The organism is Enterobacter sp. MGH120, from assembly GCF_001037725.1.
GTDB lineage: Bacteria > Pseudomonadota > Gammaproteobacteria > Enterobacterales > Enterobacteriaceae > Enterobacter > Enterobacter hormaechei_C.
On the sequence record NZ_KQ089940.1, the window covers coordinates 4,263,845 to 4,280,607 of the forward strand.

Annotated in this window: 13 protein-coding genes; 9 read left to right on the top strand and 4 right to left on the bottom strand. The window is 54.8% G+C overall.

Features of this window, described 5'->3' with window-relative positions; translation table 11 throughout:
• Positions 1 to 47: 47 nt before the first annotated feature.
• A complete protein-coding gene (gene rapA, locus SK54_RS19880) occupies positions 48 to 2,954 on the top strand; it encodes an RNA polymerase-associated protein RapA (protein ID WP_048247832.1) in 2,907 nt (968 codons plus the stop codon).
• 12 nt (positions 2,955 to 2,966) lie between these two features.
• Complete coding sequence (gene rluA, locus SK54_RS19885) at positions 2,967 to 3,626, top strand: bifunctional tRNA pseudouridine(32) synthase/23S rRNA pseudouridine(746) synthase RluA (protein ID WP_003856412.1); 660 nt, start codon at positions 2,967 to 2,969, stop codon at positions 3,624 to 3,626.
• Positions 3,627 to 3,657: 31 nt separating this feature from the next.
• On the opposite strand, the gene djlA is transcribed toward rluA, so the two are convergent.
• A complete protein-coding gene (gene djlA / locus SK54_RS19890) occupies positions 3,658 to 4,473 on the bottom strand; it encodes a co-chaperone DjlA (protein WP_015572652.1) in 816 nt (271 codons plus the stop codon).
• A 239-nt stretch (positions 4,474 to 4,712) separates the two neighbouring features.
• Between djlA and lptD the strand changes: the two genes are divergently transcribed.
• From lptD to apaH, 6 genes are read left to right on the top strand one after another with little or no spacing between them, the layout of a single operon-like run.
• Positions 4,713 to 7,064 carry an LPS assembly protein LptD gene (lptD, locus tag SK54_RS19895; RefSeq protein ID WP_017383802.1) on the top strand — a complete coding sequence of 784 codons (2,352 nt, stop codon included), beginning with the start codon at positions 4,713 to 4,715 and terminating at the stop codon, positions 7,062 to 7,064.
• Positions 7,065 to 7,117: 53 nt separating this feature from the next.
• Positions 7,118 to 8,404: a peptidylprolyl isomerase SurA gene (gene surA, locus SK54_RS19900; RefSeq protein ID WP_017383803.1), complete on the top strand. Its 1,287-nt coding sequence runs from the start codon at positions 7,118 to 7,120 to the stop codon at positions 8,402 to 8,404.
• Complete coding sequence (gene pdxA, locus SK54_RS19905; RefSeq protein WP_017694531.1) at positions 8,404 to 9,390, top strand: 4-hydroxythreonine-4-phosphate dehydrogenase PdxA; 987 nt, start codon at positions 8,404 to 8,406, stop codon at positions 9,388 to 9,390. The genes surA and pdxA overlap by 1 nt, the downstream gene beginning before the upstream one ends.
• On the top strand, positions 9,387 to 10,208 hold the full coding sequence (gene rsmA, locus SK54_RS19910) for a 16S rRNA (adenine(1518)-N(6)/adenine(1519)-N(6))-dimethyltransferase RsmA (RefSeq protein WP_032620900.1): 822 nt from the start codon (positions 9,387 to 9,389) through the stop codon (positions 10,206 to 10,208). Before pdxA ends, rsmA begins: the two co-directional genes overlap by 4 nt.
• 3 nt (positions 10,209 to 10,211) lie before the next feature.
• Positions 10,212 to 10,589 carry a Co2+/Mg2+ efflux protein ApaG gene (gene apaG, locus SK54_RS19915; RefSeq protein WP_003856425.1) on the top strand — a complete coding sequence of 126 codons (378 nt, stop codon included), beginning with the start codon at positions 10,212 to 10,214 and terminating at the stop codon, positions 10,587 to 10,589.
• A gap of 4 nt (positions 10,590 to 10,593) precedes the next feature.
• Positions 10,594 to 11,442 carry a bis(5'-nucleosyl)-tetraphosphatase (symmetrical) ApaH gene (gene apaH, locus SK54_RS19920; RefSeq protein WP_015572649.1) on the top strand — a complete coding sequence of 283 codons (849 nt, stop codon included), beginning with the start codon at positions 10,594 to 10,596 and terminating at the stop codon, positions 11,440 to 11,442.
• A gap of 39 nt (positions 11,443 to 11,481) precedes the next feature.
• On the opposite strand, the gene folA is transcribed toward apaH, so the two are convergent.
• From folA to kefF, 3 genes are all read right to left on the bottom strand, one after another.
• On the bottom strand, positions 11,482 to 11,961 hold the full coding sequence (gene folA, locus SK54_RS19925; protein ID WP_003856431.1) for a type 3 dihydrofolate reductase: 480 nt from the start codon (positions 11,959 to 11,961) through the stop codon (positions 11,482 to 11,484).
• Between the two features lie 114 nt (positions 11,962 to 12,075).
• Complete coding sequence (gene kefC, locus SK54_RS19930) at positions 12,076 to 13,941, bottom strand: glutathione-regulated potassium-efflux system protein KefC (RefSeq protein ID WP_023295908.1); 1,866 nt, start codon at positions 13,939 to 13,941, stop codon at positions 12,076 to 12,078.
• The gene (gene kefF, locus SK54_RS19935; RefSeq protein ID WP_017383806.1) at positions 13,934 to 14,464 is read right to left on the bottom strand and encodes a glutathione-regulated potassium-efflux system oxidoreductase KefF; all 531 of its coding nucleotides are present in this window, start codon (positions 14,462 to 14,464) and stop codon (positions 13,934 to 13,936) included. Before kefF ends, kefC begins: the two co-directional genes overlap by 8 nt.
• A gap of 371 nt (positions 14,465 to 14,835) precedes the next feature.
• Between kefF and SK54_RS22775 the strand changes: the two genes are divergently transcribed.
• Positions 14,836 to 16,763 (top strand): autotransporter outer membrane beta-barrel domain-containing protein (locus SK54_RS22775; RefSeq protein ID WP_255354937.1); only part of this gene is annotated, 1,928 nt, incomplete at its 3' end.

Here is a 16,763-nt window from a genome sequence, read left to right on the forward strand (position 1 = left end):
ACGGGGTCGAACTATTGCCTGCAATTAAAGATTAGAGCCGAACAACTATGCCTTTTACACTTGGTCAACGCTGGATCAGCGATACAGAAAGCGAACTTGGATTAGGAACCGTCGTTGCCGTCGATGCGCGCATGGTTACCCTCCTTTTCCCTGCTACCGGTGAAAACCGCCTGTACGCTCGCAATGACTCCCCTGTTACCCGCGTAATGTTCAATCCGGGCGACACCGTGACCAGCCACGAAGGCTGGCAGCTGAAGGTTGAAGACGTAAAAGAAGAGAATGGACTGCTCGCCTACATTGGAACGCGTCTTGATACCGACGAGACGAATGTTATCCTGCGTGAAGTGCTGCTCGACAGCAAACTGGTTTTCAGCAAGCCGCAGGACCGTCTGTTTGCCGGGCAAATCGACCGAATGGATCGCTTCTCCCTGCGCTACCGCGCGCGTAAGTTCCAGAGTGAACAGTACCGCATGCCGTGGAGCGGCCTGCGCGGCCAGCGTACCAGCCTTATTCCCCATCAGCTGAATATCGCCCATGACGTGGGCCGTCGCCATGCGCCTCGCGTGCTGCTGGCTGACGAAGTGGGCCTGGGTAAAACCATCGAAGCAGGCATGATCCTGCACCAGCAGCTGCTCTCTGGCGCTGCCGAGCGCGTGCTGATTGTGGTGCCGGAAACGCTGCAACACCAGTGGCTGGTCGAGATGCTGCGCCGCTTTAACCTGCGCTTCTCCCTGTTCGACGACGAGCGCTATGCCGAAGCCCAGCACGACGCGGACAACCCGTTTGAAACCGAACAGCTGGTGATCTGCGCCCTGGACTTCGTACGCCGCAGCAAGCAGCGCCTGGAGCACCTGTGCGACGCAGAATGGGATCTGATGGTCGTCGACGAAGCGCACCACCTCGTCTGGAGCGAAGATGCGCCAAGCCGTGAATACATGGCGATTGAGCAGCTTGCCGAGCGCGTACCGGGCGTTCTGCTTCTGACCGCCACCCCGGAGCAGCTGGGTCTTGAGAGCCACTTCGCCCGTCTGCGCCTGCTCGATCCGAACCGATTCCACGATTTTGAGCAGTTTGTTGAAGAGCAGAAAAACTACCGTCCGGTGGCGGACGCCGTTGCGCTGCTGCTGGCCGGTAATCGTCTCTCTAATGATGAACTTAACACCCTCAGCGATCTGATCGGCGAGCAGGATATTGAGCCGCTGCTTCAGGCCGCGAACAGCGACAGCGATAATGCGGGATCTGCGCGTAAAGAGCTGATCGACATGCTGATGGACCGTCACGGCACCAGCCGCGTGCTGTTCCGCAACACCCGTAACGGCGTGAAAGGCTTCCCGAAACGCGAGCTGCACACCATCAAACTGCCGCTGCCGACCCAGTACCAGACGGCGATTAAAGTCTCCGGCATTATGGGCACCCGTAAATCAGCGGAAGATCGCGCGCGCGATATGCTCTACCCGGAGCAAATTTATCAGGAATTTGAAGGCGACACTGGCACCTGGTGGAACTTCGATCCGCGCGTGGAGTGGTTAATGGGTTATCTGACCGCGCACCGTTCCCGGAAGGTGCTGGTGATCTGCGCCAAGGCAGCCACCGCCCTGCAACTTGAACAAGTGCTGCGCGAGCGCGAAGGTATTCGCGCCGCCGTGTTCCATGAAGGCATGTCTATTATCGAGCGCGACCGCGCTGCGGCGTGGTTTAGTGAAGAGGACAGCGGCGCGCAGGTTCTGCTGTGCTCCGAAATCGGTTCTGAAGGCCGTAACTTCCAGTTCGCCAGCAATCTTGTGATGTTCGATCTGCCGTTTAACCCGGATCTGCTGGAGCAGCGTATCGGCCGTCTGGATCGTATCGGTCAGGCGCACGATATTCAGATCCACGTTCCGTATCTGGAGAAAACCGCCCAGTCCGTTCTGGTTCGCTGGTACCACGAAGGCCTGGATGCGTTTGAACATACCTGCCCGACGGGCCGCACCATTTATGACCAGGTGCATAGCGATCTGATCGGTTACCTTGCGGCGCCGGAAAACACCGAGGGCTTTGATGAGCTGATCAAATCCTGTCGAGAGAAGCACGACGCGCTGAAAGCTCAGCTGGAGCAGGGTCGCGATCGCCTGCTGGAGATCCACTCCAACGGCGGTGAAAAAGCGCAGCAGCTGGCCGAAAGTATCGAAGAACAGGACGATGACACCAGCCTGATCAGCTTCTCCATGAACCTGTTCGACATCGTCGGCATTAACCAGGACGATCGCGGCGAGAACATGATCGTGCTGACCCCGTCCGATCATATGCTGGTGCCGGATTTCCCGGGCCTGCCGGAAGACGGCTGCACCATCACCTTTGAGCGTGATGTGGCGCTTTCCCGCGAAGATGCACAGTTCATCACCTGGGAGCACCCGCTGATCCGCAACGGTCTGGATCTGATCCTCTCCGGCGATACCGGCAGCAGCACCATCTCCCTGTTGAAGAACAAAGCCTTGCCTGTGGGCACGCTGCTGGTGGAGCTGATCTACGTTGTGGAAGCGCAGGCGCCGAAACAGCTTCAGCTTAACCGCTTCCTGCCGCCAACCCCGGTGCGTCTGCTGCTGGATAAAAACGGTACGAACCTGGCCGGCCAGGTGGAGTTTGAAAGCTTCAACCGTCAGCTGAGCGCGGTGAACCGCCATACCGGCAGTAAGCTGGTGAATGCGGTGCAGCAGGACGTGCATGCCATTCTGCAACTGGGTGAAGCCCAGGCCGAAAAAGCGGCCAGAGTGCTGATCGATGCGGCGCGTAGCGAAGCCGATGAGAAGCTTTCTGCCGAGCTGTCGCGTCTGGAAGCGTTGAAAGCAGTGAACCCTAACATTCGTGACGATGAGCTGGCCGCCATTGAGAACAACCGCCAGCAGGTGCTGGAAAGCCTGAATCAGGCGGGATGGCGTCTCGACGCCCTGCGTCTTATCGTTGTGACGCATCAGTAAGCGGAGCGCAAGATGGTAATGGAGCCCTACAATCCCCCGATGGATCCGTGGCTGGTCATTCTGTATCAGGACGAGCATATTATGGTGGTTAACAAGCCGAGCGGCTTGTTATCCGTGCCGGGGCGTCTGGAAGAGCATAAAGACAGCGTGATGACGCGTATCCAGCGTGATTATCCCCAGGCCGAGTCTGTCCATCGTCTGGATATGGCGACCAGCGGCGTGATTGTGGTGGCTCTGAATAAAGCGGCAGAACGCGAGCTGAAGCGTCAGTTCCGCGAGCGCGAGCCGAAGAAACAGTATGTCGCGCGCGTCTGGGGCCATCCGGCGCAGGCGGAAGGGCTGGTGGATTTACCGCTGATTTGCGACTGGCCGAACCGGCCAAAGCAGAAGGTGTGTTACGAAACCGGCAAGGCCGCGCAAACCGAGTATGAAGTGCTGGAGTACGCGCCGGATAACACCGCGCGCGTCCTGCTGAAGCCGATTACCGGGCGCTCCCACCAGCTGCGTGTGCATATGCTTGCGATGGGTCACCCCATTCTGGGGGACAGATTCTATGCGCCGCCGGAAGCGCTGGCGTTAGCGCCGCGCCTGCAACTGCATGCGCAGACGCTCACCATCACCCACCCTGCTTTCGGCAACGCCATGACGTTCAAAGCCCCGGTGGACTTCTGAAAAAATGGCCCGACACTGTCGGGCCATTTTTTTATTTAAAACCTTTCTGCTCTTTAATTAGCTCGTAGGCTTTCTGGATTTCCTGCGCTTTCTGTTTCGCCATCTCCATCATCTCTGGCGGCAGGCCTTTCGCCACCAGCTTATCCGGATGGTGCTCGCTCATCAGCTTACGATAGGCGCGTTTGATGGTCGTAACATCGTCAGACGGCTTCACGCCGAGGACGTTACAGGCATCTTCAAGCGTAGGGCCACGCTGCGCCTGCTGCCAGCCGCCGCCGGACGATTGCTGCTGATAACCGCCGCCAAAGTGCGCGCCGCCCTGCATCATGCGCAGGAACTGATCGAACTGCATGCGGGAAATGCCCAACTCTTCAGCAATCACATACAGGACGTCCCGTTCATTCGGATGCAGAGAGCCATCCGCGAAGGCGGCCTGGATTTGAATTTCCAGAAACATCCGAATTAAATCAAAACGCCCGAAACAGATGCTACGGAACTGCCGCATTTTTTCACGCAGCGGGTAGTGATCTGATTTACCAATCCGGAACGCATTCTGCGCCGCGATGCGGGATTCGCCGTGCAGATTCATGCGATCCATAAAGACGCTGGCCACCTGAATATCGGCTTCCGTTACGCGTCCTTTTGATTTGGTTAAGTGCCCCATCACCTCGAAGGTGGTGGAGAAAAAGAGTGACTGGCGCTCGCGCTGGTTGGCAAACCAGGCCATTTTGCGGCTGCGTGCTTTATCAAACATATGGCCGATAATGAGGCCAAGAACGACACCCCAGAATCCGGCACCCATAATAATTGCGAACGCAACGCCGATTATTTTACCCCAATACTGCATATACTCCCCGAATGGTCATGTTCCTGGCCGACGCAACGCCATCATTACAGTGGTCGCGCCACGGTCAATTGAGGGACATCGCCTATAATTTGCATTATCATACTCGTCATTCGATAGCGAGCCTAACACTCTGGCGCGCAAACGGGCAGGATTAACGCTGGTACTGCGCTGATGAGTAAGATAGTCTCTGAGCGTTTGTAAGCCGTAGCCACTGATGACGGAACAATAAAATACAACGTATGAAAAAACGTATCCCCACCCTTCTGGCCACAATGATTGGCACCGCCCTGTATAGCCAACAGGGGCTCGCAGCCGATCTCGCCTCGCAGTGTATGCTTGGCGTCCCAAGTTACAATCGCCCACTGGTGAAAGGCGATACGAATGACTTACCCGTCACCATTAATGCCGACAGCGCAAAAGGTAATTATCCTGACAATGCGACCTTTACGGGCAATGTCGATATTAACCAGGGAAACAGTCGCCTGCTTGCTGACGAAGTGCAATTGCACCAGAAGCAACCGGAAGGTGCTCAGGCGCCTGTCCGTACGGTGGATGCGCTGGGTAATGTGCACTATGACGACAATCAGGTCATCCTGAAAGGTCCGAAAGCCTGGTCGAATCTGAATACCAAAGACACCAACGTCTGGGAAGGTGATTACCAGATGGTCGGTCGTCAGGGGCGCGGTACCGCGGACCTGATGAAGCAGCGCGGCGAAAACCGCTACACCATTCTCGAAAACGGCACGTTTACCTCCTGTTTGCCAGGGTCAAATACCTGGAGCGTTGTGGGCAGTGAAGTGATCCACGACCGTGAAGAACAGGTTGCAGAGATCTGGAACGCCCGTTTTAAACTCGGCCCGGTGCCCATTTTCTATAGCCCTTACCTGCAACTGCCTGTGGGTGACAAACGTCGTTCAGGTTTCCTGATCCCGAACGCCAAGTACAGCACGTCGAACTACTTTGAGTTCTACCTGCCGTACTACTGGAACATTGCGCCCAACATGGACGCCACGATCACGCCGCACTATATCCATAAGCGCGGTAACATCATGTGGGAGAACGAATTCCGCTATCTGACCAAGGCGGGCGCGGGTCTGATGGAATTTGATTATCTGCCATCAGATAAGGTGTTCCAGGACGAGCATCCGAGCGAAGGTGATAAGCACCGCTGGATGTACTACTGGAAGCACGCCGGGGTATTGGATCAGGTGTGGCGCTTCAACATCGACTACACCAAAGTCAGCGATCCGTATTACTTCAACGACTTTGATTCTAAATACGGCTCCAGTACCGACGGTTACGCCACGCAGAAATTCAGCGTGGGCTACGCCATTGAGAACTTTGACGCGACGGTGTCGACCAAACAGTTCCAGGTATTTGATACGCAATCGCGTAGTACCTATGGTGCCGAGCCGCAGCTGGACGTGAACTGGTACCAGAACGATGTGGGTCCTTTCGACACGCGCGTTTATGCTCAGGCGGTCCATTTCGTCAACACCAACTCGGATATGCCGGAATCAACGCGTCTGCATATCGAGCCGACGATCAATCTGCCGTGGTCAAACGACTGGGCGAGCCTGAATACCGAAGCTAAGCTGATGGCCACCCATTACCAGCAGAAAAATCTGGACTGGTATAACAAACGCTATGGTACCGATCTTGAAGAGTCGGTAAACCGTACGCTTCCGCAATTCAAAATGGACGGGAAGCTGATCTTCGAACGTGATATGGGCCTTCTCGCCGATGGATACACCCAGACGCTTGAGCCGCGTATGCAGTATCTGTATGTGCCTTATCGCGATCAGAGCAAAATTCAAAACTACGACTCTTCCTTCCTGCAATCAGACTACAGCGGCCTGTTCCGTGACCGTACCTACGGCGGGCTTGACCGTATTGCGTCTGCTAACCAGTTAACGACTGGCGTCACAACGCGCGTATATGATGATGCTGCCGTTGAACGTTTTAACGTTTCTGTTGGTCAAATCTACTATTTCACCGAGTCTCGTACCGGTGATGACGACATTAACTGGGAGAAAGACAACAAAACGGGCTCACTGGTATGGGCGGGCGACACCTACTGGCGCATGACGGATCGTTGGGGTCTGCGCGGTGGTGTTCAGTACGATACACGACTGGACAATATCGCGACGGGCAGCGCAGCCATCGAATACCGTCGTGATGAAGACCGCATGTTGCAGTTGACGTACCGTTACGCCAGCCCGGAGTATATCCAGGCGACGCTGCCAAACTATGCGAATACAGACCAATACAAAGACGGTATTTCACAGGTGGGTACCGCCGCGAGCTGGCCGATCGCCGATCGTTGGTCAGTCGTCGGGGCCTACTACTATGACACGAATGCCCAAAAACCTGCTGACCAGATGCTGGGTCTGCAATACAACTCCTGCTGTTACGCAATACGTGTCGGTTACGAACGCAAACTTAACGGCTGGGATACGCAAAACAGTCAGGGCAAATATGATAACGTGATCGGCTTTAATATCGAGTTGCGCGGCCTGAGTTCTAACTACGGTCTGGGCACGCAGCAGATGCTGCGCTCGAACATTCTGCCGTATCGTAGTTCATTGTAATGTGCTTGATTTACAACGTAATCCGCTTTGCGGTTAATTGAAATGGAAAAAGTATGAAGAACTGGAAAACGCTGCTACTCGGTGTCGCTATGGTTGCGAATACCAGCTTCGCGGCCCCACAGGTTGTCGATAAAGTCGCGGCTGTGGTTAACAACGGCGTCGTGCTTGAAAGTGACGTTGACGGTTTGATGAAATCTGTAAAGCTCAACTCGGGCGAAGCAGGTCAACAGCTTCCGGATGACGCTACGCTGCGCCACCAGATCCTGGAGCGTCTGATCATGGATCAGATTGTTCTTCAGATGGGCCAGAAAATGGGCGTGACGATCTCTGACGAGCAGCTCGATCAGGCGATCGCCAACATTGCAAAGCAGAACAACATTACCCCGGATCAGATGCGTAGCCGCCTGGCCTATGACGGCATCAGCTATGCCACCTACCGTAATCAGATCCGTAAAGAGATGCTGATTTCAGAAGTGCGTAACAATGAAGTCCGTCGCCGCGTCACCATCCTGCCTCAGGAAGTGGATGCCCTGGCAAAACAGGTAGGGAATCAGAATGATGCCAGCACTGAGCTTAACCTGAGCCACATCCTGATCCCACTGCCGGAAAACCCAACCTCCGATCAGGCGGCTGAGGCGGAAAGCCAGGCGCGCGCTATCGTTGAGCAGGCGCGTAATGGCGATGACTTCGGCAAGCTGGCGATCACCTATTCCGCTGACCAGCAGGCGCTGAAAGGCGGCCAGATGGGCTGGGGGCGTATTCAGGAGCTGCCATCCCTGTTTGCCCAGGCGCTGAGCACGGCGAAGAAAGGCGACATCGTCGGTCCAATCCGTTCCGGTGTGGGCTTCCACATTCTGAAAGTGAACGACCTGCGCGGCCAGAGCCAGAACATTTCGGTTACCGAAGTGCATGCGCGTCATATCCTGCTTAAGCCGTCTCCGATCATGACTGACGATCAGGCTCGTGCGAAGCTGGAACAGATCGCGGCAGACATCAAGAGCGGTAAAACCACCTTCGATAAAGCGGCAAAAGAGTTCTCTCAGGATCCTGGCTCTGCAAACCAGGGCGGTGACCTGGGTTGGGCGGCAGCGGATATTTACGATCCGGCTTTCCGCGATGCGTTAATGAAGCTGAATAAAGGCCAGATGAGCGCGCCGGTACACTCCTCCTTCGGCTGGCATCTGATCCAGCTGATGGACACGCGCAACGTGGATAAAACCGACGCGGCGCAGAAAGACCGTGCGTATCGCATGCTGTTTAACCGTAAGTTCTCTGAAGAAGCCGCAACCTGGATGCAGGAACAACGCGCCAGCGCTTACGTGAAAGTGTTGAGCAACTGATGATACCGCATCGTGTTGTGATCACCCCCGGCGAACCCGCCGGGATTGGGCCTGACCTTGTGGTTCAGCTCGCCCAGCGCAGCTGGCCGGTAGAGTTGGTTGTCTGCGCAGATGCAACACTGTTACAAGACCGGGCAGCTTTGCTCGGTCTGCCTTTAACGCTCCTCCCTTACGTTGAAGGCCAACAGCCCGCACCGCAGCAGGCGGGTACTCTCACCCTGCTTTCTGTTCCGCTCCGTGCGCCTGTTGTCCCCGGTGAGTTACACACCGAAAACGGCCACTACGTTGTCGAGACGCTGGCGCGCGCCTGTGACGGTTGCCTTCAGGGCGAATTTGCCGCCCTGATCACCGGTCCGGTGCATAAAGGCGTGATCAATGACGCGGGCATTCCGTTTACCGGGCATACCGAATTTTTCGAAGAGCGTTCGCACAGCCCGAAAGTGGTGATGATGCTGGCAACCGAAGCAATGCGCGTTGCGCTGGTAACAACGCACCTGCCGATCAAAGCCATTCCGGATGCCATTACGCCTGAACTCTTGCGTGAGATCATTGGCATTTTGCATCACGATCTGCAAACCAAATTCGGCATTCCGCAGCCGCATGTGCTGGTTTGCGGCCTGAATCCGCACGCGGGTGAGGGCGGACATATGGGCACCGAAGAGATCGACACCATCATTCCGGTGCTTGAGGAGATGCGGGCGAAGGGGATGAACCTCAGCGGGCCTCTGCCTGCCGACACCCTTTTCCAGCCCAAATACCTGGATAATGCCGACGCCGTACTCGCGATGTACCACGATCAGGGTCTGCCCGTGCTAAAATACCAGGGCTTTGGCCGCGGGGTGAATATCACCCTCGGTTTACCCTTTATTCGAACGTCCGTTGACCACGGTACTGCGCTGGATCTGGCAGGCCAGGGAAAAGCGGATGTCGGCAGTTTTATTACGGCGCTTAATCTCGCCATCAAAATGATTGTTAATACTCAATGACTAATCGAGTCCATCAGGGCCACTTAGCCCGTAAACGCTTCGGGCAAAACTTCCTCAACGATCAGTTTGTGATCGACAGTATCGTTTCTGCCATTAATCCGCAGAAAGGTCAGGCCATGGTCGAAATCGGCCCGGGTCTTGCCGCGCTGACCGAGCCGGTAGGCGAACGCCTCGACGAACTGACCGTTATCGAACTCGACCGCGATCTGGCCGCACGTCTGCAAACGCACCCGTTCCTCGGGCCGAAGCTGACGATTTATCAACAGGATGCGATGACCATGAACTTCGGCGAACTGTCAGAAAAAATGGGACAGCCGCTGCGCGTGTTCGGTAACCTGCCGTACAACATCTCCACCCCGCTGATGTTCCATCTGTTTAGCTATACTGATGCCATTGCCGACATGCACTTCATGTTGCAAAAAGAGGTCGTTAACCGTCTGGTTGCAGGGCCGAACAGTAAAGCGTATGGTCGTTTAAGCGTGATGGCGCAATATTACTGCAACGTGATCCCGGTATTAGAAGTACCGCCTTCCGCGTTCACGCCGCCGCCAAAAGTAGATTCTGCGGTTGTGCGCCTGGTGCCACATAAAACGATGCCGTACCCGGTCAAAGACCTGCGTATACTGAGCCGTATCACGACAGAAGCCTTTAACCAGCGCCGTAAAACGATTCGTAACAGCCTTGGCAATCTGTTTACCGTTGACGTATTAGCTGAGTTGGGCATCGACCCGGCAATGCGTGCGGAAAATATTTCCGTAGAGCAGTACTGCAAGCTGGCTAATTACATCAGCGACAATGCGCCGCCGAAGGAGAGCTAAGCCATGATTGATTCGCCCCGCGTCTGTGTTCAGGTTCAAAGCGTCTACATTGAGTCCCAATCCACACCGGATGAAGAACGTTTTGTCTTTGCTTATACCGTAACCATTCGCAATCTGGGGCGGATGCCTGTGCAACTGCTCGGGCGCTACTGGCTTATCACCAACGGCAATGGCCGTGAAATTGAAGTCCAGGGCGAAGGCGTGGTCGGTGAACAACCCCATATCGCCCCTGGCGAAGAGTATCAGTACACCAGCGGCGCGGTAATTGAAACGCCGCTGGGTACCATGCAGGGCCATTATGAAATGGTCGATGCCGACGGCAATGCTTTCCGCATTGCTATTCCCGTATTCCGTCTCGCCGTACCTACACTTATTCATTAATCTAATGTCTACATATCTGATTGGCGACGTTCACGGTTGCTACGATGAACTGATCGCATTATTAAAACAGGTCGACTTCACCCCCGGGCAGGACACGCTCTGGCTGACGGGCGACTTAGTGGCGCGCGGTCCCGGTTCCCTGGACGTCCTCCGCTATGTCAAATCGCTGGGTGACAGCGTGCGCATGGTGCTGGGCAACCACGATCTGCATCTGCTGGCCGTATACGCCGGGATCAGCCGTAATAAGCCGAAAGATCGCATTACCCCCCTGCTGGAAGCACCGGATGCCGATGAGTTGCTCAACTGGCTGCGTCGCCAGCCGCTGCTACAGATTGACGAAGAGAAAAAGCTGGTGATGGCGCATGCCGGCATCACGCCTCAGTGGGATCTTGAGACGGCAAAAACCTGCGCGCGCGACGCCGAAGCGGTGCTGGCGAGCGACTCCTATCCGTTCTTCCTGGATGCGATGTATGGCGACATGCCGAATAACTGGAGTGATGACCTCAGCGGCCTGGCGCGACTGCGTTTTATCACCAATGCTTTTACGCGGATGCGCTACTGCTTCCCGAACGGGCAACTGGATATGTATTGCAAAGATACGCCTGAAAATGCCCCTGCGCCGCTTAAGCCATGGTTTGCGATTCCGGGCCCCGTGACAAACGAATACAGTGTGGTATTTGGACACTGGGCATCGCTGGAAGGAAAAGGCACCCCGGAAAATATCTATGCGCTGGATACCGGATGCTGCTGGGGCGGGGATTTAACCTGCTTACGCTGGGAAGATAAAACTTACTTTGTGCAGCCATCCAACCGACAGCTGGACTTAGGCGAGGGTGAGGCAGTCGCCTCCTGAAGATATTTATCCTCTCCCTTCGGGGAGAGGATAAAACCGTTAACGACGTTCCAGAATTTCGAAGCAGTAGCTGTGTGAGTTCTGCGCATCCGCATCGTGAAACTCACTGAATACGGACTCCCACTCGTCCGGATCGTAATCCGGGAAATGGGTATCCCCTTCCACTTCCGCATCAATGTGCGTCAGATACAGTTTCTGCGCTTTTGGCAGGAACTGCTCATACACACGCCCCCCGCCGATCACCATGATCTCTTCGGCATCGCCGCAGGCGGCAATGGCTTCATCTACGGACTTAACCCACTGAACGCGATCGTCAGTGCCCGGCTGGCTACTGATCACAATATTCTTACGACCCGGCAGCGGACGACCAATCGACTCCCAGGTCAGGCGGCCCATCACTACCGGCTTGTTTAACGTAGTACGTTTAAACCATGCGAGATCGGCAGGCAGGTTCCACGGCATGGCGTTTTCCATGCCGATAACGCGGTCTACCGCCAGCGCTGCAATCAGACTGATCATTGAAAATTTCCCGGATGCAAAAAATTGCCGCCACTATACGGAAAGCTTAATCTTTCGTCGACTGGCGGCAGGGTAAAGAATTAGAAATTTTTTAATATTGCTGGCAACTCCACTTCACGCAGAGGGTTTACTCTCCGGTTCATCCGCAGGATCACCAGTATGCTTGCCCTCTTCCGTTCCTTGCCAGCCGTGGCGCTGAACCAGCGACAGATGATTACGATCCTCGTTGATGATCTCCGTCAGCATGGTGCTGGTGCGTTTAAACACCGCAGCGCGTTCGGTTGCCGTACTGCTCGCCATCGCCACCATCTCTTCCACCATCTCATGATTAAAACGGCGGAACAGATCGGCACGCTCACGTGCCTCATACGCGCCAAGCCCCAGGCTTTCCAGCGCCATGCGGCCAGATTTGAGCGCCCCTTCGAAGGTTTCACGTTCAGGGGCTGCCACACCCGCCTGACGCAGCTGGATGTAGTGATCCACATCGCGCGCACGGGAGATAATGGTCAGATGCGGAAAATGCTCTTTGACCAGCTCAACCATCTGCATACTGGTCTCTGGATCGTCAATGGCATTAATCAACACCTCGGCTTTCGCCGCCCCGGCGGATTCCAGCAGATCGACGCGGGTCGCATCACCGTAAAACACTTTCATATCGAATTTACGCAGCGTATCGACATGGTCAGGATCGTGATCGAGAATGACCATTTTGACACCGCTGGAGAGCAGTAAACGGCCAGTAATCTGCCCGAAGCGGCCAAATCCGGCGATGATCACCCGCGGCTGCTCCTCGTCGATCTCATCGGCTTCTCGCTCCTGTTCGCTTCCCGTTTTCTCCAGACGCGTCAGCAGCACCAGCAGGATCGGCGTTGCGGCCATCGACAGCGCAACCGCCAGCGTCAGCGCTTTTGCCCATTCCGGATCAAGTACATTTGCCATCTGCGCTGCGCCAAAGACAACGAAAGCAAACTCACTCCCCTGCCCCAGCAGCACGGCAAACCAGCGGCGTTGCGGTTTTGGCACATTTAACGGGCGGGCAATCAGCCACAGCATCGCCATTTTAATGACCAGGAAACCCACCAGCAGAATGATGATGCGCAGCGGATGGGTTACCAGCGTCCCGAAGTCGATAGACATCCCGACGCCGATGAAAAACAGCCCCAGCAGCAATCCTTTAAACGGCTCGATATCGCTTTCCAGCGCGTGACGGTATTCGGAGCTTGCCAGTAAGACCCCCGCGAGGAAGGCGCCCATTGCCATCGACAGCCCGGCCTCTTCCAGCAGCAATCCAAAACCAAACACCAGGAATAACGCAACGGCGCTGAATACTTCGCGCAGGCCAGAGCGAGCAACAAAGCGCAGCAGCGGACGCGTTACGTAGCGACCAAGCAGAACAACCAGCGCCAGCGCACCGGCAACCTTCAGCGCTGATAAGGCAAATGCTCCCAGCGTCGTTGATGCGCCGCTGGCTGCCAGCAGCGGGATCATCGCCACCAGCGGGATGGCGGCAATATCCTGGAACAACAGTACGGAGAAGGTGCTGCGCCCCATTTGCGACACCGTCAGATTACGCTCGTTCATTGCCTGCATGGCAATCGCCGTCGAGGAGAGCGCCAGCGTCATGCCGATCAGCTCTGCGACTTTCCACTCCATCCCCAGCAGAATGCAGAACCCGCCCAACAGCAGACCGCAGGCCAGCATTTGCAGGGCGCCTCCGCCAAACACCGAGGCGCGCAGTTTCCACAGCCGCTGCGGATCCAGCTCCAGACCAATCACAAACAGCATCAGCACCACGCCGATCTCCGCAAAATGCAGGATCGACTCGGCATCCGTCACCAGCCGAAAGCCCCAGGGGCCAATCACACACCCGGCAATCAGATAGCCGAGCACCGAGCCCAGCCCCAGACGAACCGCCACGGGCACAATTAATGCCGCCGCGCCGAGGTAAATCAGCGCCTGTATCAGCGTATGGCTATCCATTGTGCGTCTCCTGCCACTCAAGTAAACGTTGTTTGTAGTGACGAGCCTGCGCCTGCAAGGTTTCATCGTCGCAGACAAAGGTACAGTGCATCGCAAAAGGCGGAAGCCAGTTCAGACCGCAGTAAAGGGCAGTAGCCTGGAGCGGCTGCGCCAGCACGTCAAATCCGGGGAAGGCGCCAATCTCAAAGTGGCTTTCCCCCCCGCCGGTGGTAACAGCCCACATCAGGCTTTTGCCCTGAAGCGCGTTGCCGTTGTGTCCATATGCCCAACCGTGGGAGAAAACTTTGTCGATCCACAATTTCAGCAGCGGAGGCGTGCTGTACCACTGCATCGGATGCTGCCAGACGATCAGATCGGCACGGGAGAGCGCCTCCTGTTCGGCGGCGACATCGATATTGAAATCAGGATAGAGTTGATAGAGGGAACGTATCTCTACGTTTTCAAGCGTCCTTGCCTGCTCAAGCATCCGCTTATTCGCATGCGAGTGCTGCGGATAGGGGTGCGCATAAATTATCAGAATCATGTATATGCCCGTCTTTTACTTTTCTTGTAGCAATGAGTGTAGACAGTTACCACCCCGACTTAAAGGGGTCATCTTACGCTTCAAAGTAAATCGCAAGTATTGGCAATCATCACCACCTTAACAGCGATTACGGCGCTAAAGAAAGAAAACGACGCGTACGACAAATTCATGCCGCAAAATAATAGTAACAACTCATATTGCCAACAGATATTTTTAGAGGACCTTAAGTCATTCTTTAATAAAACAGTCTGTACATAACCCATTGAAAAAATAATAATTTTACGCTCTTTGTTTTGAGCTCATTATTTAGGCGATCGATATACGTTTCACACACGTGTCGAATATTCCTTCTCACTCAAATGGATGTGTACATGAGCAACAAACCCTCCCAATTAAATAATACAACCAAAACTCTGGGAAAGATATTTCCTGCCTTGTTGATATGCACCCCTGCGGTTGCGTTTTCTGCAACGATTGACCAATCAACTTCTGTTCCTCAAGATTTCTCAGCCGATGCTGAATATGTTATTAATAAAGACGTGACGATATCTTCCGCAGATAGTGAAGCGGCGGTATCTGTCACTGGGTTTACTATCAATAATATCACTAACGAAGGGAATATTTCCGGTAGGGAAACTGGCCTGGATATAAATACTGCCGCGCAACGTGTTGTGGTGAATAACGAGGAAGGTGCCGCCATCACATCGAAATCGGCTACAGCTATTAGTATTGAATCAATGCAAGGTGAAATTAGCAACCGTGGGAATATAACCGCTTTTGAGGATGGTATATTCGTTAGTGAAAACTCATCGGCTGTAAGTATTTCAAATAGCACAACCGGAGTTATTAAAGGTAAAACTGGCCTGAACGCACTTGCAGGCGTTGCCATTAATAATGCGGGTACGATCACTGGCACAGCGAATGATGGAATCGCTCTGAGCGAGGGTAACACTAAGGTCATAAATACTGGTAACGTGCAGGGTGCGCAATACGGTTTTAATGTAACGAATAATGCAAAAGTAGATATCACGAATAGCGGAACGATTAGTGGTGATACAGCCGCTGTTATGTTTGCCAGCAATAAAAATAACACCCTGGTGCTTGATACGGGTTCCACTCTTATCGGTGACGTTATTTCCACCAATTCCACGGGAAACACTCTCACCCTGATCGGCACCGGTACGGAAGACAGTAACTTTGTGGGTCTGAACGAAGGCGACGGTTTTGCCAGTATAAAAATGATGGGCGAAAATTGGGCGCTGTCGGGCGATCTCGATATTATTGGCTCTGGCGATTCCTTGCTGATAGACACGGGCGCGTTAACCCTGTCAGGCGCGGTATCGAATACCGGTAATACACGGGTGGCCAAAGATGCTTCGTTGCAACTGGGCGATGGCGAAAAAACCGCGACCCTCAGCGGTGGGCTCACCAACAACGGTACCGTCATTTTTAACCAGGGAAGCGATTTCACTTTCGCCACCGACATGACCGGTAGCGGTAACGTCGAAAAAGTTGATTCCAACACCCTGACCCTGACGGGCAAAAATAGCTATACAGGGGATACGGTTCTGCACGGCGGTACCACGCTGGTCTCCACCGACGCAACGCTCGGCGTCAAGGGCAGTAACGCCACCGTTACCGTTGAAAATGGCGCGACCTTTGCCACCGCAGGCGAAGTGAACAACAACATCGCGGTTCTTAGCGGCGGTACGCTGGCGGCATGGAATGCAGTCCAGGGTAACTCCACGCTCAGCGCTTCCGGCGTCGATACCATCAACGGCAACGTAACTAATGGCGGCACGCTGTTACTCAGTGCGGCTGATAATAGCGTTGGCAATAATTTTACGATTAATGGCGACTACACCGGCTCTGACGGTAGCCAGATCGTGATGAACAGCACCCTGGGTGAAGATAATTCACCAACTGATCACCTCACTATTACGGGTAGCAGCTTCGGTCAGTCTGGCATCAGCATCACCAACATTGGCGGCGCAGGCGCGCAAACCATTAACGGTATGGAAATTGTCAGCATCGGCGGCAGTTCCGAAGCCCAACTGACGCTGGCAAAACCGGTCGTCGCAGGCGCCTGGGAATATAACCTCTACCAGCACAGTGACGGCAACTGGTATCTGGAATCAAAGGCGACGCCTTCTGATGATCCTTCCGACGACACCGATGACGGTGGCAATACTGATGATGGCGATAACACCGACAACGGCGGCAACACCGACAACGGCGGCAACACCGATAACGGCGGCAACACCGACAACGGCGGCAACACCGATAACGGTGGCAACAC